Origin of the sequence: Pseudomonas sp. 102515 (assembly GCF_031085165.1) — a bacterium.
Classification (GTDB): Bacteria; Pseudomonadota; Gammaproteobacteria; order Pseudomonadales; family Pseudomonadaceae; genus Chryseomonas.
In genome coordinates this window covers 132369-153208 of record NZ_JAVHTY010000001.1, presented here as the reverse complement: position 1 = coordinate 153208, position 20840 = coordinate 132369, and the positions used below count along the sequence as shown (strand labels likewise).

The 20840-nt window shown below is 69.9% G+C and carries 18 protein-coding genes; 2 read left to right on the top strand and 16 right to left on the bottom strand.

Features of this window, described 5'->3' with window-relative positions:
* The first annotated feature begins 27 nt into the window (after window positions 1-27).
* Window positions 28-1353, top strand: a complete 1326-nt coding sequence (locus RCF34_RS00700) for a tetratricopeptide repeat protein (protein WP_308706428.1) — start codon at window positions 28-30, stop codon at window positions 1351-1353.
* A 9-nt stretch (window positions 1354-1362) separates the two neighbouring features.
* Here RCF34_RS00700 and RCF34_RS00695 read toward each other — a convergent pair whose 3' ends face one another.
* The 4 genes from RCF34_RS00695 to RCF34_RS00680 are packed head-to-tail and all read right to left on the bottom strand — an operon-like array spanning window position 1363 to window position 5701.
* Window positions 1363-2730: a glutamine synthetase family protein gene (locus tag RCF34_RS00695; RefSeq protein ID WP_308706427.1), complete on the bottom strand. Its 1368-nt coding sequence runs from the start codon at window positions 2728-2730 to the stop codon at window positions 1363-1365.
* The gene (locus tag RCF34_RS00690) at window positions 2727-4127 is read right to left on the bottom strand and encodes an aspartate aminotransferase family protein (RefSeq protein WP_308706426.1); all 1401 of its coding nucleotides are present in this window, start codon (window positions 4125-4127) and stop codon (window positions 2727-2729) included. The genes RCF34_RS00695 and RCF34_RS00690 overlap by 4 nt, the downstream gene beginning before the upstream one ends.
* A 40-nt stretch (window positions 4128-4167) precedes the next feature.
* Window positions 4168-4923, bottom strand: a complete 756-nt coding sequence (locus tag RCF34_RS00685; protein ID WP_308706425.1) for an SDR family oxidoreductase — start codon at window positions 4921-4923, stop codon at window positions 4168-4170.
* A 1-nt stretch (window position 4924) separates the two neighbouring features.
* Window positions 4925-5701: an SDR family oxidoreductase gene (locus RCF34_RS00680; protein WP_308706424.1), complete on the bottom strand. Its 777-nt coding sequence runs from the start codon at window positions 5699-5701 to the stop codon at window positions 4925-4927.
* An 86-nt stretch (window positions 5702-5787) separates the two neighbouring features.
* On the opposite strand from RCF34_RS00680, the gene RCF34_RS00675 reads away from it, so the two are divergent.
* Window positions 5788-6684 carry a LysR family transcriptional regulator gene (locus RCF34_RS00675; RefSeq protein WP_308706423.1) on the top strand — a complete coding sequence of 299 codons (897 nt, stop codon included), beginning with the start codon at window positions 5788-5790 and terminating at the stop codon, window positions 6682-6684.
* 5 nt (window positions 6685-6689) lie between these two features.
* On the opposite strand, the gene RCF34_RS00670 is transcribed toward RCF34_RS00675, so the two are convergent.
* The 12 genes from RCF34_RS00670 to RCF34_RS00615 form a co-directional block, all read right to left on the bottom strand.
* On the bottom strand, window positions 6690-7301 hold the full coding sequence (locus RCF34_RS00670) for an RraA family protein (RefSeq protein ID WP_308706422.1): 612 nt from the start codon (window positions 7299-7301) through the stop codon (window positions 6690-6692).
* Window positions 7286-8071, bottom strand: a complete 786-nt coding sequence (locus RCF34_RS00665; RefSeq protein ID WP_308706421.1) for an IucA/IucC family C-terminal-domain containing protein — start codon at window positions 8069-8071, stop codon at window positions 7286-7288. Before RCF34_RS00665 ends, RCF34_RS00670 begins: the two co-directional genes overlap by 16 nt.
* Window positions 8062-8859, bottom strand: a complete 798-nt coding sequence (locus RCF34_RS00660) for an ABC transporter ATP-binding protein (RefSeq protein ID WP_308706420.1) — start codon at window positions 8857-8859, stop codon at window positions 8062-8064. Before RCF34_RS00660 ends, RCF34_RS00665 begins: the two co-directional genes overlap by 10 nt.
* 10 nt (window positions 8860-8869) lie before the next feature.
* On the bottom strand, window positions 8870-9901 hold the full coding sequence (locus RCF34_RS00655; RefSeq protein WP_308706419.1) for an iron ABC transporter permease: 1032 nt from the start codon (window positions 9899-9901) through the stop codon (window positions 8870-8872).
* Complete coding sequence (locus RCF34_RS00650) at window positions 9891-10892, bottom strand: iron ABC transporter permease (protein ID WP_308706418.1); 1002 nt, start codon at window positions 10890-10892, stop codon at window positions 9891-9893. The genes RCF34_RS00655 and RCF34_RS00650 overlap by 11 nt, the downstream gene beginning before the upstream one ends.
* Window positions 10889-11782: an iron-siderophore ABC transporter substrate-binding protein gene (locus tag RCF34_RS00645; protein ID WP_308706417.1), complete on the bottom strand. Its 894-nt coding sequence runs from the start codon at window positions 11780-11782 to the stop codon at window positions 10889-10891. The genes RCF34_RS00650 and RCF34_RS00645 overlap by 4 nt, the downstream gene beginning before the upstream one ends.
* A 156-nt stretch (window positions 11783-11938) precedes the next feature.
* Window positions 11939-13789 (bottom strand): IucA/IucC family protein, encoded by a 1851-nt coding sequence (locus RCF34_RS00640; protein ID WP_308706416.1) that lies wholly within the window; start codon window positions 13787-13789, stop codon window positions 11939-11941.
* Complete coding sequence (locus RCF34_RS00635; protein ID WP_308706415.1) at window positions 13786-14562, bottom strand: aldolase/citrate lyase family protein; 777 nt, start codon at window positions 14560-14562, stop codon at window positions 13786-13788. The genes RCF34_RS00640 and RCF34_RS00635 overlap by 4 nt, the downstream gene beginning before the upstream one ends.
* The gene (locus RCF34_RS00630; RefSeq protein WP_308706414.1) at window positions 14556-16397 is read right to left on the bottom strand and encodes an IucA/IucC family protein; all 1842 of its coding nucleotides are present in this window, start codon (window positions 16395-16397) and stop codon (window positions 14556-14558) included. The genes RCF34_RS00635 and RCF34_RS00630 overlap by 7 nt, the downstream gene beginning before the upstream one ends.
* On the bottom strand, window positions 16394-17800 hold the full coding sequence (locus tag RCF34_RS00625; protein ID WP_308706413.1) for a DHA2 family efflux MFS transporter permease subunit: 1407 nt from the start codon (window positions 17798-17800) through the stop codon (window positions 16394-16396). The genes RCF34_RS00630 and RCF34_RS00625 overlap by 4 nt, the downstream gene beginning before the upstream one ends.
* The gene (locus RCF34_RS00620; RefSeq protein WP_308706412.1) at window positions 17797-19005 is read right to left on the bottom strand and encodes a type III PLP-dependent enzyme; all 1209 of its coding nucleotides are present in this window, start codon (window positions 19003-19005) and stop codon (window positions 17797-17799) included. Before RCF34_RS00620 ends, RCF34_RS00625 begins: the two co-directional genes overlap by 4 nt.
* Window positions 18998-20770 (bottom strand): IucA/IucC family protein, encoded by a 1773-nt coding sequence (locus tag RCF34_RS00615; protein ID WP_308706411.1) that lies wholly within the window; start codon window positions 20768-20770, stop codon window positions 18998-19000. Before RCF34_RS00615 ends, RCF34_RS00620 begins: the two co-directional genes overlap by 8 nt.
* Window positions 20771-20840: the final 70 nt, after the last annotated feature.

The following is a 20840-nucleotide window of genomic DNA, read 5'->3' as shown; positions in this document are numbered from 1 at the left end:
TCTCGGCTCGAAGATCGAAACACCCTCATGTCCATCCCCTGCACCGACCGCTACGACCTCCCGCTGTCCACCGCTTCCGCTCGCGCCGCCGAGCGCTATCAGGCCGGCGTCGATCTCCTGCTGTCGCTCTGGCCCGGTACGGCCGAGGCGCTGGACGAGGCCATCGCGGCCGATCCTGACTTCGCCCTGGCGCTGGCAGCGCGGGCGCGACTGCAGCTGCTCGACAACCAGGCCGGCGCGGCCCGGGAGACCATCGCGCGGGCGCAGCGGCTGGTCGAGCGGCGCGGCACGGAGCGCGAGCGCAGCCATGTCGAGGTCGTGCGGCGGCTGATCGCCGGGGAAGCCGCCCAGGCGCTGCAGGGAGCGCTGGAGCACGCCGAGCGCTGGCCATGCGACATCCTGATCCTCGGCCTGCCGCTGGGAGCCTTTGGCTTGCTGGCGTTTTCCGGGCGGGCCGATCATGACCAGGCGCGGGTCGACCTCTGCGAGCGCCATGCCCGCCATTTCGCGGCGGATGACTGGTGGTTCCTGACCTACCGCGGCTGGGCCCATGGCGAGAACGGCGACGTGGTCCACGGTCGAGCGCTTGCCGAGCGGGCGCTCGAATTGCGCCGCCACAACGTCAATGCGACCCATGCCCTGACCCATGTCCTGCACGAATCCGGCGACAACCAGGCCGCGCAGGCCCTGATCGCCGACTGGCTGCCCGAGTATCCCCGTCACGGCATCCTGCATGGCCATATCGCCTGGCACGGCGCCCTAATAGCCCTGGAACGGGGCGACAGCCAGGGCGCGCTGGCCCTCTATCAGCGCTACGTGGCGCCAGCGGCGTCCACCGCCGGCCCGCTCAATCGGGTCAGCGACAACGCCTCCTTTCTCTGGCGCCTCGAACTCTATGGCCATGAGGTGCCCACAACGCTCTGGCAGGCCACCGCTGCCAGCGCGGATGGATTGTTCCAGCAACCGGGGCTGGCCTTCGCCGACGTCCATATGGCGCTGATCGCCGCGGCGACCGGGGATCGTCTGGCGGTGGAAGCCCGCGTCGCCGGACTGGAAAGTCGTCTGCGCGACGGCGTCCTGCCCGCCGGGCCGGTGGTCCCCCTGCTCTGCCGCGCCCTGCTGGCTTTCGCCGAGGAAAATTATCTAGCTTGTGCCCGCCTGCTAGAGCCATTGCGCGCAGACGTCGCTCGCATCGGTGGCAGTGGCGCCCAGCGCGAGGTCATCGAAGACACCCTGTTGGTCGCCCTGCTACGCGGGGGGGAACACGTCAAGGCCGCGGCGCTGCTGGACGAGCGACTGCACCGCCGGCCTTCGCAACGAGATCGACGTTGGCAGGCCAGCCTGGCGCTCTGAAGAACGAGGTCAGGCGTGGGTCAGATACCAGCGCCAGTCCTGCTCGCCCACCTCGGCCATGAATTGCCGGTACTCCGCACGCTTGATCGCCAGATAGACCTCGACGAAACGCTCACCCAGCGCCTCCCGGATCCAGCTGGAGCGCTCTAACGCTTGCAGCGCGGTGAGCCAATCGGTGGGCAGGAACTCGGTGGCCTGCTCGTAGCCATTGCCGACGATGGCCGGCCCCGGGTCGCGTTCGTCGCGGATGCCTTCGTGGATGGCGGCGAGGATGGCGGCCGCCGCCAGATAGGGATTGGCATCGGCGCCACAGATGCGATGCTCGATGTGGCGAGTGCTGGCCGGACCGCCGGGTACGCGCAGGGACACGCTGCGGTTGTTGACCCCCCAGCTCTTGGCCAGCGGCGCATAGCTGTTGGCCTGGAAACGGCGGTAGGAGTTGGCGTTGGGACAGAAGATCGCCAGGGCATCCAGCATCCGGTGCTGCATGCCGCCGATGGAATGGCGCAGCAGGGGCGTGCCCTGCGGGTCCTCGCTGGCATAGAGGTTGTTGCCGGCGGCGTCGGCCAGGCTGACGTGCAGGTGCAGGCCGCTGCCCGCCTGGTCGCCGAACGGCTTGGCCATGAAGCAGGCCTGCAGGCCGTGGCGGTTGGCCACGCCCTTGACCAGGCGCTTGTAGCGAATGCCTTCATCGATGGCCTGGAGGGCATCCACGCGGTGCAGCAGGGTCAATTCGAGCTGGCCAGGGGCGTATTCGGAGATGGCCGTGCGCACCGGCAGGCCCTGCACCTCGCAGGCGGCGTAGAGATCATCGAGAAAGGGCTGCAGCTGCTCCAGCTCGTAGACCCCATAGACCTGCGGCGAGCCAGGCCGCACGCCATTCATCTGCAGCGCCGGTTGCGGCCGGCCCTGGGCGTCGCGGGTGCGGTCGAGCAGATAGAACTCCAGCTCCACCGCCATCACGGGCTGGAAGCCGTCGGCCCGCAGCCGCTCGATCACCCGCACCAGGGCATGCCGGGGATCGGCGGGGGTGGCCGGCAGCCCCTGGGTCGGGTGCATGCTCACCTGCACCTGGCCGGTCGGGGTGCTGCGCCAGGGTTGCAGGGTCAGGCTGCCGGGCAGCGGATAGGTCCAGCAGTCGACATCGGCCACCTCCCAGACCAGGCCAGTGGCTTCGACGTCTTCCCCTTGCAGGGTCAGCGCCAGGATGGAGCTGGGCAGGGGCCGGCCCTCCTCGTAGATGGCCAGGAGTTCGTCCCGGTGCAGCAGCTTGCCGCGCGGCACGCCATTGGCATCGATCAGCATGAGTTCGATGCTGCGCACCTCGGGGTGGGCGGCAAGGAAGTCACGGGCTTCCTGGGCGTCGGCGAAGTTCATGGCTGGTGCTCCCGGGCGCCGGGCAGCGCCAGGAGTTCGCCGAGGCCCTGGTCGAGGGTGGCCAGCAGGCGGTCGACGTCCGCCGCCTGGAGATCCGGGCAGCACAGGGTCATGTTGTGGAAGGGGGTGATGAGGATGCCTCGGTTGATCAGATAGAGGTGCAGCGCCTGCTGCAGGCTGTCGTGGAAGGCGGCTTCCGCCTCGGCGCCGGTGGAGGGCGGCGTGGCGCAGAACTGGAATTCGCAGCGGGCGCCCAGTTCGGTCACCGACCAGGCCAGGCCATGGTGGGCGATCACCTCGCGCAGCCCGGCGGCCAGTCGCGCCGCCATCGGCAGCATTCGCGCATAGGCGGCCGGGGTCATGACCTCTTCCAAGCTGACACGCAGGCAGCGCATGGCCAGGGCATTGGCCGACAGCGTGGTGCCCATGCCGCTGTGCCCATGGCCGTGGCTGGTCTCGCTGGCGTGCTGCTGCGCCAGGCGCATGGCCTGGGCCATCTCGTGGCTGCAGCCATAGGCCGAACAGGGTACGCCCCCGGCGATGGGCTTGCCGAAGGTGATGAAGTCCGGCTGCAGATTCCAGGCACGGGTGCAGCCGCCGGGGCCGGTGGACAGGGTATGGGTCTCGTCGATGATCAGCAGGGTGCCGTATTGCCGGGTCAGGGCGCGGACCTGCTCCATGAAGCCCGGGGCGGGCAGCACCATGCCGATGTTGGTCATGGCCGGTTCGCAGATCAGCGCGGCGACGTCGCCCTTCGCCAGCGCCGCCTCCAGCGCCGCGAGGTCGTTGAAGGGCACCGCCCGGCTGGTCTCGGCCAGGTTGTGCGCCTGGCCGATCAGGCCGCCGCGGTGCACGGTGCGACCCTCCTGATGGCGCACCATGACGTCGTCGACGGTACCGTGGTAGCAGCCGTCGAACACCAGCAGCATCTTGCGATTGGTGATGGCGCGCGCCCAGCGGATGACATAGCGATTGGCGTCGGTGGCGGTGGTCGCCACCTGCCAGAACGGCAGGCCGAAGCGCTCGGCGAGCAACTCCCCGGCGACCACGGCATCCTCGCCGGGCAGCATGGTGGTGAGCCCGCGGGCGCCCTGCTCGGCCAGGGCCCGGGCGATGGGCGCCGGCGAATGGCCGAACATGCTGCCGGTATCGCCCAGGCAGAAGTCGATGTACGCGTGGCCGTCTACATCGTGGAAGCGCGAACCCTGGGCATGGCTGACGAACAGCGCACTGGGCATCGACCAGTCGTTCATCCAGTGCATGGGCACGCCGCCGAACAGCGAGTGCCGGGCCCGCTCGGCCAGGGCGAGGGATTTGGGATTGCGCGCCAGGAAGCGCTCGCGTTCGGCCGCGACGAAGGTCTGGACGGCGGCTTCGCTGATACCACTGGTGGTCATGTCGGACTCCTCTTGGGGTTGAGGGCGGATCGGCCCGGGCTCAGTGCCCGGCCGAGACGCCGCAATCGATGGCCAGGTCGGCGCCGGTGATGGAGCAGGCGGCGGGTTGGCACAGGAAAAAGGCCAGTTCGGCGACTTCCTCGGGTTGGATGAAGCGCGCCTGCTCGCCTTGCGGATACTTCTCCAGCAATTCCTGCAGATAGGCGGCGGGATCGCCATTGCCGTAGCGCTCTGCCTGAAAGCTCAGCATGGGCGTCGCCACATCGCCGGGGGAGATGCTGTTGCAGCGCACCCCGCTGGGCGCCAGGTCCAGCGCCAGGGCCTTGGTCATCAGGGTCACCGCGCCCTTGCTGGCGCAGTAGACGGCGGCATTGCGATTGCCCTGGCGACCGGCATCGCTGCTCAGGTTGACGATGGCGCCGCGGGTGTCGCGCAGCGCGGGAATGGCCGCGGCGCAGAGAAAGAAGCTGGCCTTGAGATTGACGTCCAGCACCAGGTCGAAGTCTTCCTCGCTGAAGGTCTCGGCCGGGCCTTCGCGCCAGACGCCGGCGCAGTTGACCAGGGCGTCGAGGCGACCGAGGCGGTCCAGGACGCTGGCGACCACCTCCCGGCTCGCGCGGGCCTGGCGCAGGTCGGCAGCGTGCTGGCCGGCAAGGTGGCCGTCGGCCTGGAGCGCCGCCAGGGCTGCGCCGTCGAGATCGGTGCCGAAGACCTGCCAGCCCGCCTGCCGGAAATGCTCGCGCACCGCCCCACCGATACCACCCAGTACCCCGCTGACCAGTACGACCGGCTGCATGTCAGGCCCCCTTGTTTTCGATGCGGCTGTTACCGCCGTCCACCACCAGGTATTCCCCGGTGATGTAGCTCGCCTCGGGCGAGGCCAGGAAGGCCACCGCCGCGGCGACCTCGGCGGGGCGGCCGGCGCGACCCACGGGGACCCGCGTCGCCGCCTGCAATTCTTCCGGCAGGCTGGAGGCGGTTTCGATCCAGCCAGGGGCCACGGCGTTGACCGTGATGCCCTGCCCGGCCACCTCCAGCGCCAGACTCATGTTCATGCCGACCATGGCCGCCTTGGCCGCGCTGTAGGCCGCTGCCCGCGGAATGCCCGCCCGGGTGCCGGTGGCGGAACTGACGTGGACGATGCGGCCATAGCCGCGCGCCTGCATGCCGGGCAATACGGCACGGGTCAGCAGGAAGGCCGTGGTCAGGTTGCGCATCAGGGTCAGATTCCAGTCGGCCAGGGTCATCCGCGCCACCTCCACCAGGGGCTCGGGACTGCCCTGCAGGGTCATGCCGGCGTTGTTGACCAGGATGTCGATGCGGCCCCAACGCGCCTCGGCCCACTGGCAGAAGTCGCCAACGGCGGCCTCCTCGGTGAGGTCCAGGGCCTGACCTTCAGCGGTGAAGCCGGCGGCGCGCAACTCCGCCACCCGCTCCGCGATCCGGGCACTGCTGGCGGTGACGAGCAACCGCGCCCCCGCCGCGCCCAGGCGCCAAGCGATCGCCATGCCGATGCCGGCTTCGCTGCCGGCACCGCTGATCAGGGCCACCTGGCCCACCATCGACTCGCTCATGTCGCTGTCTCCGTGGTCGTCTGACTGGACTCTAAGCCTGTCTGGCTGATACAAAAAGACGATCGTTATCAGCGAAATTGACAACCATGGCCTTTACCAGCGAAACGCTTCGGGTCTTCCTCGCCGTGATCGACGAGGGCTCCTTTTCCGCGGCGGCCCGCGTCCTGGGGCGGGTGCCGTCAGCGGTCAACATGGCGATTTCCCAGCTGGAGGCCGAGCTGGACCTGGTGCTGTTCGATCGCGCCACCCGCAAGGCCTTGCCTACCCCCGCCGCGCGCGCCCTCGAACCCCAGGCACGGCAGGTGGCCAGCCAGCTCAATCTGCTCGGCGCCCATGCCCTGCAATTGCACGCCGGGCTGGAGCGGCGCTTCGTGCTGGTGATGGCGCCGGAGTTGCAGACGGGTGCCTGGAGTCGGCCGCTGGTGACCCTGGCCGAGGAATTTCCGGCGCTGGAAATCGAGATCCGCTCGGCGGCACGCGCCGAGGCGATCCGCCTGCTGCACGATGGTAGCGTCGACCTGGCGCTGATCTTCGAACGACCGGGGATCAACGAGCAGGAAGGTTTCGCCGAGGCCGGCAGCCAGCTGCTCACGGCGGTGGCCGCGCCCGGCTACCCCTCGACCCACACCGGTCGACCTCTGGGCGAAACGCTGATGGCCGATACCCGCCAGATCGTGGTCGCCGGCGGCGACCGCAACGCCTCGGACCCGCAGATCGTGCTGTCGCAGCGGGTCTGGCTCACCGACAGCTATCTGGCGACGCTGGACCTGGTGCAGGCCGGGCTGGGCTGGGCCTATCTGCCCCACCCGCTGGTCAGGCCGCTGATCGCCGCCGGCCTGCTCGAACAGGTGCAGTTCGACAACATGGCTAGCCAGATCCGCCGCTGGATCGACGTCATCTGGATCAAGAACCGTCCCCAGGGCCTGGGCGCGCGGCGTTACCTGCAACTCTTGCGCGAGCAGATCGGCACCAAGCCGGAATAGTGGCTTCAGCGACCCTCGGTCAGCCGCTGCAGCAGCTGCGCACGCCGCGCCTGATCCGCGGCTTCCTTGGCCTGGGCCAGTGGCAGCAAGGCTGCGGCCCGCACGGGCGACAGGACAAACAATCCGTCGTCGTCTCCCAGGGCGAGATCACCGGGGCAGACGAGCGTCTCGCCGAGCTGGAGTTCGACGTTCAATTCGCCTAGCGCCGCTCCACCCTGGGTGGTGACGGCGCTGATGCCGCGATGGAACACCGGCAGACCGAGTTGGCGAAGCGCCTGGATGTCGGTGATGGCGCCGCTCACCACCACGCCGGCCAGACCCTTGACCAGGGCCGCCAGGGTGCGCAATTCGCCCCAGCAGGCGCAGTGGGGATCGCCGACGGCCTCGATCACCAGGACGTCGCCCGGGCGACTGGCGATCAGCGCCTCGCGCAACAGGGCGCCGTGGGGCAAGGGAATGCGCGCCGTCATCACCCGGCCCAGCAGGCGCGCACCGGCTACCGCCGGCTTGAGCTCGGGCAGGTAACCCGTACGTCCGAGATGGCCCAGGGTCGAGGCGAAAATCTCGGCGTAGCCGGCGATCAGCGCGGCCGACAGCTCGCTCAGGTGGCTGGGCATACGGCCTCCCGGGGGCGGATCAGCGGGCAGTTGGAGCAGTATTCGGCAGGTGCCGTGGCCTGGTAGTAGAAGCAGCAGGTACGTCGGAAACGGACGGGACGTCCCACGGTACTGGCCGTTGCAGGCCGGCGGAATTGCGCCAGCGGATTGGTCTCCAGCCCCAGCTCCGCCGGCGTGGCCGCCAGCAGCCAGGCGAAGTCCTCGGCGCAGCGGGCACGAATGGCCGGATCGTCCAGTTCGGCAAGGCGGCGGTCGTACAGCGAATAGAGCCGCACCGCGACGTTTTCCCAGAGGATGCGCGGCGAGACGCGGCCAACCTGCGCCAGGGTCTCCCAGAGCGGCCGCAGCAGCTCGCCGAACAGGGTGCGAGCCAGCAACGCCCGTGCGGTGGCGTGATCGTCGAGGGCAGGCAGGGGCCGGGTATCGATCAGCGGTAGCGTCGAGTGCCAGCGTCCCTGGACGTGGCCATCCTCGATCCAGACATTGCCAGGCGTCAGGTCCAGGCGCCGGTCATAGGCCGACAGGGCGTGGAAGGCCACCCCGGTGGTAAGGAAGCCCAGCCGTTTGGTCAGCAGCGACGCCGCGACCCGCCGCGTGGGCGCTTGCATGCGCGCCCCCAGGTCGTCGAGCAACTCTGCGCAGCGCGCGGCGTCCAGCCAGGCGGCGACCGGCTGGCTGTGCTGCCCATCGCGCTCACCGGCTTCGCGCAGGCCGAAGGTGCTGCGCAGCTCGTCTCGCTGGGCGCTGTCAAGGGTGGGCCTCAGGCACATGGCGGTGCCTCGCGACCGAAGGGAATGCACAGCGGCGTACCAAAATAGGGATCGGCGATGATCCGGCATTCCAGGGCGAACACCTCCCGTACCAGGGCTTCCGTCAATACCGCCGCAGGAGCGCCCTGGGCGAAGGCGCGACGCTGGTGGACGGCGACCAGGTGGTCGGCGTAGCGGCAGGCGAGATTGAGGTCGTGCAGCACCATGACGATGGTCTTGCCCTCCTCCCGGTTCAGCTGGCGCAGCAGGTCCAGCACCTCGATCTGGTGCGCCAGGTCCAGGTAGGTGGTGGGTTCGTCCAGCAACAGGCAATCGGTGTCCTGGGCCAGGGTCAGGGCGATCCAGGCGCGCTGGCGCTGCCCGCCGGAGAGATCGTCCACCGGCCGATCCGCCAGCGCCAGCAGGTCGGTGAGGCGCAGCGCCTTGTCCACCGCCGCGGCATCGTCCGCCGACCATTGGCGCATCCAGTTCTGGTAGGGATAGCGGCCAAGGCTGACCAGCTGCCGCACGCTGATGCCCTCGGGCGCCACCGGGGTCTGTGGCAGGACCGCCAATCGCTGGGCCAGGGCGGCGGTGGACTGCCGGTGGATGTCCTGGCCATCGAGCAGCACCTGGCCCTGGCGTGGTTCCAGCAGCCGGGCGCAGGCCTTGAGTAGGGTGCTCTTGCCGGAGCCGTTGCTGCCGATGAGGACCGAGACGCGACCCGGTGGTAATTCGAGATCGAGGGCCTCGATGATGGTCTGGGTGCCGTAGCCGAGGGTCAGGCCGCGGCTGGCCAGGGTTGCCATGAAGCCTCCTTCAGGGGCGTTGCCGGATCAGCAGGTAGAGGAAAAAAGGCGCCCCAAGGGCGGCGACGAAGATGCCGGCCGGCAGATCCAGGGGCAGGAACAGGGTACGACCCAGCAGGTCGGCGAGCATCACCAGCAGCGCTCCCACCAGGGCCGCCAGCAGCGCCTGACCGGCGAACCCACTGGGCAGCAGGCGGCGGGCGATATGGGGCGCGATGAGGCCGACGAAGGCGATGGCGCCCCCCCAGGCGATGGCCACCCCGGCCAGGGCCACGGCCAGCGCCAGCAGGGCCGCGCGTTGCCGCTGCAGGCGCACGCCGAGGCCGCGGGCCAGGTCGTCGTCGAGTTGCGCCAGCACGGCGTGTCGCGCCAGGACCGCCAGTGGCAGCAACAGGGCCAGCCACCACAGGCCCAGGGCGCGCACCTCCGGCCAGCTGGCGCCATAGACGCTGCCGGTCAGCCAGACGTAGGCGGACAGCGTGGTGGTCAGCGGGCTGAACACCAGCAGGAAGGTAGTGGCCGCGGCGAGCATGGCCGACACCCCTACCCCCACCAGCACCAGCCGCAACGGCGAGGCGCCGTGATTCCAGGCCAGGCCATAGACCAGCAGCGCCGCCAGGCCCGCACCGAGCATCGCGGCGAGCGGCAGGCCATGCGGCCCGAGACTTGCGGCCAGAAACGCCAGATAGCAGACCGCCCCGGCACTGGCGCCACTGGTGATGCCCAGCAGGTCCGGCGAGGCCAGGGGATTGCGCACCTGGCCCTGCAGCAGCAGGCCGGACACCGCTAGGGCGCTGCCGACCAGGGCCGCCAGCAGCGCCCGCGGCAAACGTAATTGCATGACGATGAAGCCCAGCCCACGGGGCGCGTCGTCGGCCCAGGCGGCCAGCACCTGGGTGGGCGTCAACCAGACCTTGCCCAGGCAGAGGCATAGCAGCAAGGCCGCCAGGGCCACCAGCGCGGCGACGGCCAGCCGCCCCAGGGTGGCCGGGGCCAGGCGCCGGGAGAAACGGCCGAGCCGCCAGACGATCTCAGCGGCCATGGCTGCCTCCCCGGCGCGCCAGATGGATGAAGAAGGGCCCGCCGAATAGCGCCGTCATGATGCCCACGGGTACCTCCTGGGGCAGGATCACCACTCGCGCCAGGCTGTCGGCCAGCACCAGCAGCAGGGCCCCGCCCAGGGCGCAGCCGGGAATCAGCCAGCGATGCTCGTTTCGCGCGCGCGCCAACAGCCCGCGCACCAGGTGCGGCACCATCAGGCCGATGAAGCCGATGTTACCGGCCAGGGCCACGGCGCTACCGGCCAGGCAGATCACCAGCACCCCGGCCAGCAGGCGGATCAGCCCGATGGGCTGGCCCAGGCCGCGGGCCAGGTCGTCACCGGCGACCAGCACATCCAGCTGTCCGGCCAGGACCCCGGCGGCGACCAGGGCCAGCAGGCTGAACACCAGCAGGGGCGTCGCGCTAGCGAGGTTGCGCTCGCCCACCGAGCCGGCCAGCCAGAAGAGCACGCTATCCAGTCCCTCTTGATTGATCACCAGCAGCGCCTGGCTGAAGGCGGTGAACAGCGCCGCCAGCGCGGCGCCGGCCAGTACGATGCGCAGTGGCGTGAGGCGCGCCTGGCCCTGGTTGCCCAGTATCCACACCAGCGTGCCGGCCACCGCCGCGCCCAGCAGCGCGCAGAGTACCCAGCTTTCCGTGCTGGACAGCCCCAGCAGGGTGATACCCAGCACCAGGGCGAAGGTAGCGCCGGCGTTGATGCCGAACAGGCCCGGCGAGGCCAGGGGATTGCGCGTCATGGCCTGCATCAGGGCGCCGGCCACCGCCAGGTTGGCGCCCACCACCAGGGCGATCAGCAAGCGCGTCAGGCGCGTGGTGTTGACCAGGGTCGCATCCAGCGCCTGCGCGGGATGCTGCACCAGGGCCGCCACCACGGTACCCGGCGCGATCCAGCGGGCGCCCACCGAAAGACTCAGCACGGCGGTCAGCGCCAGGGTCAGCGCGAGCAACAGCAATCTGAAGGGCGCGCTCATGCGGCCCCCTGGGCGGCCAGGACGCGCTCGATGTCGTCCAGCAGCCGATTCGCCGCGAGGATGCCGCCGCCCAGGCTCCAGGCCACCCCGTCGACCCGCCAGACCTGCCCGCGCCGGGGGGCGCCCAGGCGCTGCCAGAGCGGGTGCTCGAGCAGACTGGCGTAGTTGCGCTGCACCGCGGCCTGGTCGGTGCGCAGGAAGACGAAGAAGACCTCGGCCTCGACCACCGGCAGGCTTTCCCGGGAAGTCAGCTTGATCGAGGGCGCGGCGCTGCCCTGGCTGGCCGGCGGCCAGGCGAAGCCCAGCTCGCTGAGTACCCGCCCGGCGAAGCTGCCGGGCAAATAGCTGCGCAGGTGATCGGCGCGCACGTCCAGTACCGCCACCGTCGGCGGCCACTGGGCGCCGTAGTGGCGTTGCAGCGCCTCGCGCACACGGGCGATGCGCGCCTGCCAGGCCTGCAGCAGGGCCATGGCGTCCGCTTCACGCCCCGCGGCAGTGCCCAGGGCCAGCAGGGTCTGCTTGAATTCGAAGACCTCCTCCAGCATCACGACCGGGCATAGCTGCTGCAGCAGCGGTGCGATCCGGCCATGGCGAAAGCGCGAGGCGACGATCAGGTCGGGCGCCAGCAGCGCCAGGTCCTCCAGGCTCGGCTGGGTTTCCAGGCCGAGCGAAGGCACCCCTGCCAGGGCCGGGCGCAGGTAGCGATAGACGGGTTTCTCGCTCCAGGACTCGACCACCCCACAAGGCCTGAACCCCAGCGCCACGGCGCTGTCGGTGGCGCCCTGGAACAGCGTGGCCACGCGGGCGGACTGCGCCCGGGCCACGCCCGGCTGCAGCGCCAGGCCGGAGGCGAGAATGCCGCCGAGCCCGAGCAGCCGGCGGCGGGTCATGGTTGAGGAAACACCAGGCTCTGTACGACAAGTGCCTACGCTCGGTGATGCTGCGTTAAAAATCAGCTCGGAATGCTCATTTACCACTCGTAAACTCCGCTTCCTCGCCGATTTTTGCCTTGCCTAACCTTTGCTCGGCGACTTTTCGTACGGAACCTAGGAGGCATGGCTCACCTGATGAAAGGGATTGACCACCCTGCCCTTGCCGAACGGCATGCTGCCGGGCCCACCGGCCCGCTCGATCATCGGGCGCAGTAGCCACTTCTGCGGCCAGTCCGGTGCGTCGAACAGCGTCTCCCGGAGCAGCGCCCGGGCCTCGGCGTCGAAGTCCAGGGCCGCGATGCGCTCCTCCAACACCTCGCGCAGCAGCGTCCAGGCGGCGGTCAGCGGGACAGCGTAGCAGCTCGCGAGGGTTTCGAAGATGGCCCTGAGGTTGACCTGGATGCCCAGGGTCTGGAACCAGAACAGCAGGTCGCGCGGATGCTCGTGATAGAGGGTCTGGGCATGACCGGGCTTGATCCGGTACTGCGGATCGGCCAGCCCCTGGCGCTCCAGCCAGGGCACATGCAGGCGCAGGGAGTCATGGTCGCGCAGCAGCAGGCCCTGGATGCGTCCGGCGCGCCAGACCAGCACGGCATTCTGCCCGTGCACCTCGCCGAGCAGGCCGAGGCGGAACAGGCGCAGGTTGAGATCGATGAAGCTGTGGCACAGCTCACCCAGCAACAGCAGGACGTTGGCCGGGGTCGGCGCCAGTGCCCGGGCCGCCAGCCAGTCATCGAAGAAATGCCGGTGACTGCCCGGCAACGGCGTGCCGAGCGCGGCCATGGGCAGCAGGCGGCAGTCGGGATCGGCCAGCAGCGCCGCGGGATAGCCGCGCACCATGGCCGAGAGATGCCGCGGTGCCTCGTCGAACAGGGTCGCCGCCGGCGGCATGACGGCCCACCAGCGCGACTCGTCGCACAGGTGCAGGCTCTCCGCGAGCACCGGGTCCAGGGTGCGGGCCTGGCGCAACAGGGCCTCGCTGCGCGAGCCGTTGATCATCTTCACCGCCGGCAGGTAGCGCGAAGCGCCCAGGGAATGCACCGCCATGGGCAACTTGAGCTGGGCCACGCCCGTGCCCTCCTCCATGAGCATGGAGCGCAGCGACGAGGTGGCGTGGCAGCGTGCGCCGGCGAAGTCCAGGTGCTGGCAGACGCCGCTGGCGAAGGCCTCGTCCAGCCGGCCCGGCAGTCCCTCGGCGAGTTGCCAGGGGTGTACCGGCAGCGCCAGGTGACTCTCGGCCAGGCCGCGCTGCTGCAATTCGGCCTGCAACTCGGCCAGCGCCGCTGGGGTCAGCAGGTCGGCCGCGGGCCCCTGGCCCTCCGCCGCCACGCCCTCGCCGCACAGCAGCTGATCGCGGCGCACCGCGACCCAGGCCAGGCGCACGGGTTGGCCGAATTCGGCCTGGTAGGCCTGGTAGTCGGCGTCATTCAGGCCCAGCTTGGCCTTGGCCAGGGGGTGATAGGGTCGATCCCGCAGGGCGGCCCAGCGCTCCAGCTGCAGGAAGGCGGCCTGGCCGTCGCCCTCGAGCAGCGGGCCCGGTACCAAGGGTTGTTCCAGCGACAGCCGGGTCTGCCGCAGACTGGTGGCCAGGGTCTCGCGCAGCAGGGCGATGCCCCGCGCCTGCGCCGGATCGGCGGCCGCCTGGGCGAACACCAGGCTGACGAAGGCCTCGGGCGTGAGGCTGCTCCAGGCATCGTCCTGGCGCGCCAGGAGCGGCGTACCGGGCACCTTCACCCAGGCCTGGGTGATGCCCGGGCGCACCCGCGCGGCGATGAAACGCTGCTCGCGGGGATCGCAGCAGCATTCCCAGAGGCGCTCCTCCGGGGCGGCCGGCTGCAAGACAGCGGGATGTTCCGGGGCCGCGGCCGCCAGGGTCACGGCCATCGAGGCGAAGACGTCTTCGACCAGCAGGCAGTCGAACAGGTCCTGCAGGATCAGGTCGGTGGCTTGGGTCTGGGCGTTCATGGGGATTCTCCGCAGGAATGGGCGGTCAGGCGGGCCTGCAGGGCCCGAAAGGCGATGCCGCGCTCGTCGCCGAGCACGAAGGTGGTGACGCCCCGCGCGCGCCAGAGGTCGAGGTCCTCCGGGCGCCGGGGGATGGCGCAGTAGGGCGTGCCCTGGCGCTGGGCGGCGGCCCAGGTCTGGCGCAACGCCTCCTGCACCGCGGGATCGGCGATCTGCCACGGGCGACCGAGGGATTGCGACAGGTCCGCCGCGCCTTCGAGCAGCAGGTCCACCCCCGGGACCGCCGCGATCTCGGCCGCCCGGGCGACGCCGGTGGCACTCTCGATCATGGCGACCACCAGGATCTGGGCGTTGGCGCGAGTCACGTAGTCGGCCAGGCTGGATTTACCGAAGGCGCCTGGACGTCCGGCATTGAGGCTGCGCTCGCCCTGTGGGTGGTACTTGCAGGCGCGCACCGCAGCGGCCAGCACCGCCGGGTCCTCCACACAGGGCAGCACGATCCCCTGCGCCCCGCCATCGAGCAGGCGCAGCAGGCGCTTGGGCTCGGCGTCCGGCACCCGCACCAGCGGCGTGAGCTCGTAGCTCTCGGCGGTGCGGATCATGTTCTCCAGGGTTTCCGGATTGATCAGCACGTGCTCCATATCGATGATCACGAAGTCGTAGCCGGCTTCGGCGATCAGCTCGATGCTGGCGGGCGTGGGCAACGAGGCGAACAGCCCGTGGCTGGGGGTGCCCGCCGCCAGGGCGGCCTTGAGTCGATTGCGCCTCAGCATGCGGCGGGCCGGTAGGGATGCAGCGGGTTGGCCACCGCCTTGAAACGCCGCTCGCCATCGCCCAGCAGCCGCCGCTTGGTCAGCTCCTCCACCTCGAAGGTGGGGGCGAAGACGTCGAACAGCGCATAGCGCGCCCGGTGCTGGGGATGGGCGCGCTGGTAGTCGAGGATGACCGTGGCGGTCGCCTGCCAGAAATCGGCCTCGGCCAGGGCGAAGTGCTGGCGCAGGAACACCGCCAGCTCGCCCAGGGCGATGAAGAAGAAGGCATCGCAGGTGAAGTCGCGTACCGCGTCCACGTCCTCGGTGAGGATGAAGGAGTTGCGGTTGATCCGCGCGTGGCTCGCCGGCAAGGGTTCCAGGGTCGGGCGCAGCGCCGGGCGCGCCAGGTGGCGCTCAGCGTAGCGTACCCCGTCGTGGAAATCCTTGAGGGCGATGCGCAGCGGCCAGCCGTCGCGGTGGATCAGCACGATGTTCTGGCCGTGGGACTCCATGCCGATGCCCTCGGCGTGGAGCATGTGCATGAGCGGCGTCACCGTGACCTTGAGCAACTGCCGCAGCCAGGCATCCAGGCCATGGCGCTCGATCCAGGCGGCGACGAAGGGCTGCGGCGCGCCCTGGCCATAACGATTTTCCACCTGGGTCAGGCCGTTGAAGGGTACCGCCTGTTCATCCGCGCGCAGATAGGCATGGATGCTCTCGCGCCAGACGGCGCCGAGGGTGCCGTAGACCTGCCCCGCGCGGCTGACCGGCAGCGTGCGACTGTCGTAGGCGACGCCCGCGACCTCGCCGAGCACCACGAAGTCCAGGTCGCGGGCGGTGGGATCGGTTTCGATCAGGCGCTGCAGCCAGTCGGTGATGAGCGGGCCGTTGAGCACCGTGTGGCGCGCCAGGATGCGGGTACTGGAGGTGTTGGTCAGGCACATCGCCAGCTTGACGTAGGGCCGCTGGGGCACACTGCGATTGGCCAGGGTGCGGATGGACTGCTGGGCGGCGTACTGGTCGCGGGAGGTGCCCAGGTAGAGCAGCTCGCCACTCACCAGTTCCGGCTGGAACAGCGCGGCCAGGTGCTGCTCCCACTGCCAGGGATGCACCGGGATCAGCTGGTAGTCGTCCAGCGCCCGACCCTGTTCGCGCCACTCGGCGGCCAGGGTGGTCCAGCGATCCACACCGAACTCCTCGGCGATGAAGGCTGGAAAGTCCAGGCGGTGGGAGTGCCCCACCGAGGCCCGCTCGCGCGCCAGCGCCAGCCAGACCAGCTGGATCGGTTCGCCGAACTCCGGTCCGTAGCGGCGGTTCTCGGCCAGGGAGAAGCCGATGCGCGACTTGTAGCAGGGGTGGTAGCCATGGGCGTCCATGAAGTGCCGCTCCAGGGCGTCCACATCCAGTTCGTGGGCCGGGCGGTCAGGACGATAATCCTGGCGGCGCGACTGCAGGTCCTTGAGCAGCGTCTGCTCCAGCTCCTGGACGAAGCGCGGCCACAGCGGCGCGTCGCTCCGCTCGCCGAGCAATTCGGCCAGGGTCTCGTGCAGCGTCGGAGCACGGCTCCCCTGGACGTCCTGGCGCACCAGGCTGTGCGGGTCCAGGCGGATCAGGCCGAAGCTGGCAGCGGCGGGCGCGCTGCCCAGGTAGTGCACCGGGCGGCCATCGGCGGCGGTACCGGCCAGGCGATACTGCGCGAGGCCATCCGCCACCGGCTGTACCTGGGCGCTGAGCACCTCTTCATAGATCAGCGTCTGCAGCAACTGCGCCACCACGCGCTGCTCGACCTGGCGATAGAGGGCGGCATCGGCCGGTGACGGCCAGGGCCGCGCGGGGAGTGAAAGCTGAGCGGTCATGAATACCTCCGAACGGAAAGGGATTGGGCGGCGGGAAAGCGCCAGGCCCAGGGCAGTGCCAGCAGGATGAACAGGCCGGTGGCGATGAAGGCGTCCTGGATGGCGACGCCGGTGGCGGCCTGGCGCGGGCCCCAGCCGGCCGCGCCACCCAGGCGCAGTTCCAGCCACAGGGAGGCGGCCACCACGGCCACCGAGGACACCAGCCGCCGAGCGATGTTGTTCATGGCCGCGCCCTGGGTGACCTGGCCATCCGGCAGGGTATTGAGGCCGGCGGTGGTAGCCGGCATGTAGGACAGCCCCAGGCCGACGCCGCGCAGCACCATCAGTGCGCAGATCCAGGCCAGCCCAGCGTGGCTGCCAACCATCCCCAGGGCCAGGGTGGCGAGGCCGCTGAGGGCCAGGCCGGTGGCGATCACGCCATGGGGTCCGCGGCGGTCGAGCAGGCGGCCGCCGACCTGGCCGAACAGCGCTGCCGCCAGGGCCGTGCAGAGCAGCGCCAGACCGGTCCAGAGCGCGCTGTGGCCCAGCACCAGCTGGACCAGGAGTGGTAGAAGCACCAGGCACTCGAACATCCCCACCGCCTGGACCACGGCGATGATGACGCTGGCCCGGTAGCCGCGCAGGGCGAACAATCGCAGCGGCAGCAGCGGATGGCTGCGCCGCAATTGCAACCGGACGAAGGCCAGCAGGCACAGGAATCCAGCCGCCAGGGCTAGCAGATTGAGGGGTTCGCCCAGCGCCGTCAGCTCGCGCAGCCGGCCGAGGGTCACCAGCAGCAGCCCCAGGCCACTGGCGATCAGCAGGTAGCCGGCCAGGTCGAAGGGCCTGTGTTCGCGGGGGCCATCCGCGGGCAGCACTACCTGCCCCATGGCCAGGGCCAGCAGGCCCACCGGGACGTTGAGCAGGAACAGGGCGCGCCAGTCGAACACCTCCAGCAGCAGGCTGCCGCACAGCGGACCCACTGCCGGCGCCAGCATCACCGCCCCACCCCACCAGCCGGTCACCCGCCCGCGCTCCTCCTTGGGATAGACGGAGAAGATGATGCCCAGCGCCAGGGGAATCATCAGGCCGCTGGCCACCCCCTGGACCATCCGCGCCAGCAGCACGCCGGCGATGGAATCGGCCAGGGCGCCCAGCGCCGAGCCGGCGATGAAGGCCAGCAGCCCGAGGCGATAGAGCCGCCGGCGCCCGATCCGCCCGGCCAGGAAGCCGGTCAGCGGCATGGTGATGCCCATGGCCACCATGAAACCGGCGACGATCCAGCTGGCCAGCAGCGGCCCCAGGTCGAAGGCGGCGATGAAGGCCGGCAGGGCCGGGTTGAGCGCCGTGTTGGCCAGGCTGACGGTGACCGTGCCCAGCAGCACGCTCACCGCGACCCAGACCCGCGGGATCGCAGCGCTCACGCCGGGGCACTCCCGCTCCCGGCGAGGAACAGCTGCCGGGGGCGCGGATGGCAGAGGAAGTCCGCATGGGAGATGTTGTAGCCGTAGGCGCCGGCCAGGGGCAGCACCAGCAGGTCGCCGACCCGCACCTCACCCAGCGGCTGGCCGCGGCTGAGGATGTCCTTGGGCGTACAGAGCTGGCCCACCACCGTCCAGGCCTTGCCCCCGGTCGCGGTCGCCCGCGCCTCGCGGGGCAGGTGCAGCACCGGGTGATCGTGCCCCTGGGCCACCGGCAGGCGGAACTGGTGGGTCCCGCCACGGCAGACCAGGAAGTGCTGGCCGTGGCTGGTCTTGGTATCCAGCACCTCTATGGCGTAGTAGCCGCAGAAGGCCGCGAGGAAACGTCCGGGCTCGAAACGGATCAGCGGGGGCTGCGCCTGGGCGGCCAGACGGTCGCGCAGGTGCGCGCACAGCCGCGCCCAGTCGAATCGCTGGCCTTCGCGGTAATCCACGCCGATGCCGCCACCGACGTTGAGCCGTACCAGGCTCTCCGGGCGCCGGGCCAGGCCGCGCCAGTGCGGCCAGCGCTCCAGGTAGAAGTCCAGCAGTTGCAGATGGCGGTCCACCGAGTGCTGGTGCGACAGGGCATGCACGTGGAAACCCTGCAGCTGCAGGTGGCTGGCCGCTTCTACCGCCGCCACCGCGGCGGGCAGGTCGGCCTCGTCGAAGCCGAAGGGCGTCGCCGTGCCGGCCATGGCCAGGGTACTGGTCAACCCCGCGGGCAATTGCGGATTGATGCGGATGTACACCGGCTGGACCCGTCCCAGGGAACGGGCCAGCCGTTGCAGGCGCTGGATCTCGCCGAGGCTCTCCAGGTGGATGGCTTCGACCCCGGCGCTCAGGGCGGTGCGCAGGTCGGAATCCAGCTTGCCCGGACCGGAGAAGATGAACGGCTTGCGCTGCGGGCAGGCGGCCAGGCGATCGATCTCGCCACCGGAAGAGATCTCGAAGCCGTGCACCAGCGGCGCCAGGGCCGCCAGGATCGGCGCCTCGCTGTTGGCCTTGATGGCGTAGTACAGCTCCACGCCCGGGGGCAATTCGGCCATCAGCGCGGCGACGTGCCGCCGCAGGGCATCGAGGTCGTAGACGAAGGCCGCCAGGGGATCGCCGGACTGCGCCTGGGCCTCCACGAGGGCGGCACGCACCGTGGCCGGTAGCTCAGCCATGACGCACCTCCGCGCCCCAGGGGCAAGGCAACTGCACGTAGCCGGCCTGGCGATCGGCCTGGGCGGCGAGGCGCACCTTGAGATTGGTCTTGCAGGGAATCGGCTGGCCGGCGATCAGCGCATCCAGCTCGGGCGCGGCGCGTTGCAGGTCGCGGCGGATGGCGATCAGCTCGGCTTCCACCTGCCGCCACAGGCGCGGCGCCAGGTGCGGACGCTCCCAGCTCAGCGCCAGCACCGCCTCGGCGAGGTTGTTGACGAACAGGCAGTAGGCGATGCGCCGCCAGCCCTGGTCGCGGCTGTAGAGCAACGACTGGCGCACCCGGGGCTGGACGTGGGCGTCCAGGGCCTCGGCGCCGAGGGTATCGGTCAGCTTGATGCCTTCGAAGTCGCGCAGCAGCAGGCGGACGGGCCGGCCATTGTCATGCACCAGCACGCAATTCTGCAGGTGTGGCTCCAGCACCACGCCGTGCTCGAAGAACACCCGCAGCACCGGCCCCAGCAGCAGTCGCTGGTAGTCCTGGAACCAGGCCAAACGGCTCTCATCGCAGGGTTCCTGGCCGCCGCAGCGGGTGAGGAAGTCCTGCAGCAGCGGCTGCAGACGGGTATCGCGGGCGAACAGGGTGCCGGCCAGCAGGCAGCAGTCGGCGCCATGCTCCAGGCAGAAATTCTCGCGCAGGATGGCGCCGGTCTGCTCGCGGAACCAGCGCTCGTCCTCGGCACTGGCGGCCGGCGGTGCCCAGCTCAGGGCACCCGGCTCGCGCACCATGTCGAGCCCCGCCACCCGCCCCTGCAGGCGTTGCATGAGGCGGTCGACGATCAGGGTGCTTTCCAGTTCGTACCAGGCGTTCTTGCGCACGCAATTGGTGATGCGCACATTCAGCGAGCCCTTGATGAAAAAGGCATGGCCTGGGCGGTACCAGGTGCGCATGGACGCGGTGGGACTGGCCAGGGCGCCGCTGGCGCCGAGGTCGCGGATCACCCCGTCGCCAACCAGCGCCTGGACCCGCGGATCGCCCAGGAACAGCTGCGCCTGGACCGGGTGCAGCACGATACGCGCACGCTCCGGGGCGGCCTGCGCCTGGTCCACGAAGCCCTGCAGCACCTGGGCCTCGCTTAGGCCGTTGCCGGCCACCTGCAACCCGGCGCGGGTCACCTCCAGCACGTGCATGGGGGTGCTGGTATGCAACTCCGGTGCATAGGCTTCGGCCGACAGGGGCTCCGGCCAGCGCCGTGCCTTGGGTGCCGGGTGATTGGGATGGCCGAACCACAGGCCCTGCTCGCTGGCCAGGTAGTCGCTGAGCGGAGCGGGATGTCGCGTGACCTGCACGTGATCGACGATGGCCGCCGTCAGGCGCTGGCTCTGCAGCACCTGTTGCAGCAACTCGCCATTGTGGGCGCCGGCGAGCTCTTCGCAGGCCTCCAGCAGGTAATCGATGAAGGCGGGAAAGTCCGGGCAATACCATGCCTGGTCACCGCGTCTTACATAGATATCGGATAAATAACGCTGGCTGCCGAGTTCATCCTGTCGATCGACGACCAGGAAGAACTGGCGGTCGCCAGGAAAGTTGATCAGCAAGGGGACGCCGCCGTCTTGCAACCAACTCAGATAATTGGCCGGCGCTATACCGCGCCGATCTTCCGGCCAGCGATAGGTCAGGCACTTTTCTGGTAGCGCGAATTCCTTGATGAGGCAATTCATCAGGGCGTGGGAAGACGCCAGCTCGCTGACGATGCGGGAAAGCAGCGTGGATTCGAAAGAGGTCATGGCAGTGTCCAGGAGGTTGCGCGTCGCGGGGAGCGATTCGGTATCACGGCACTCGGGCGGTGCCTCGTGC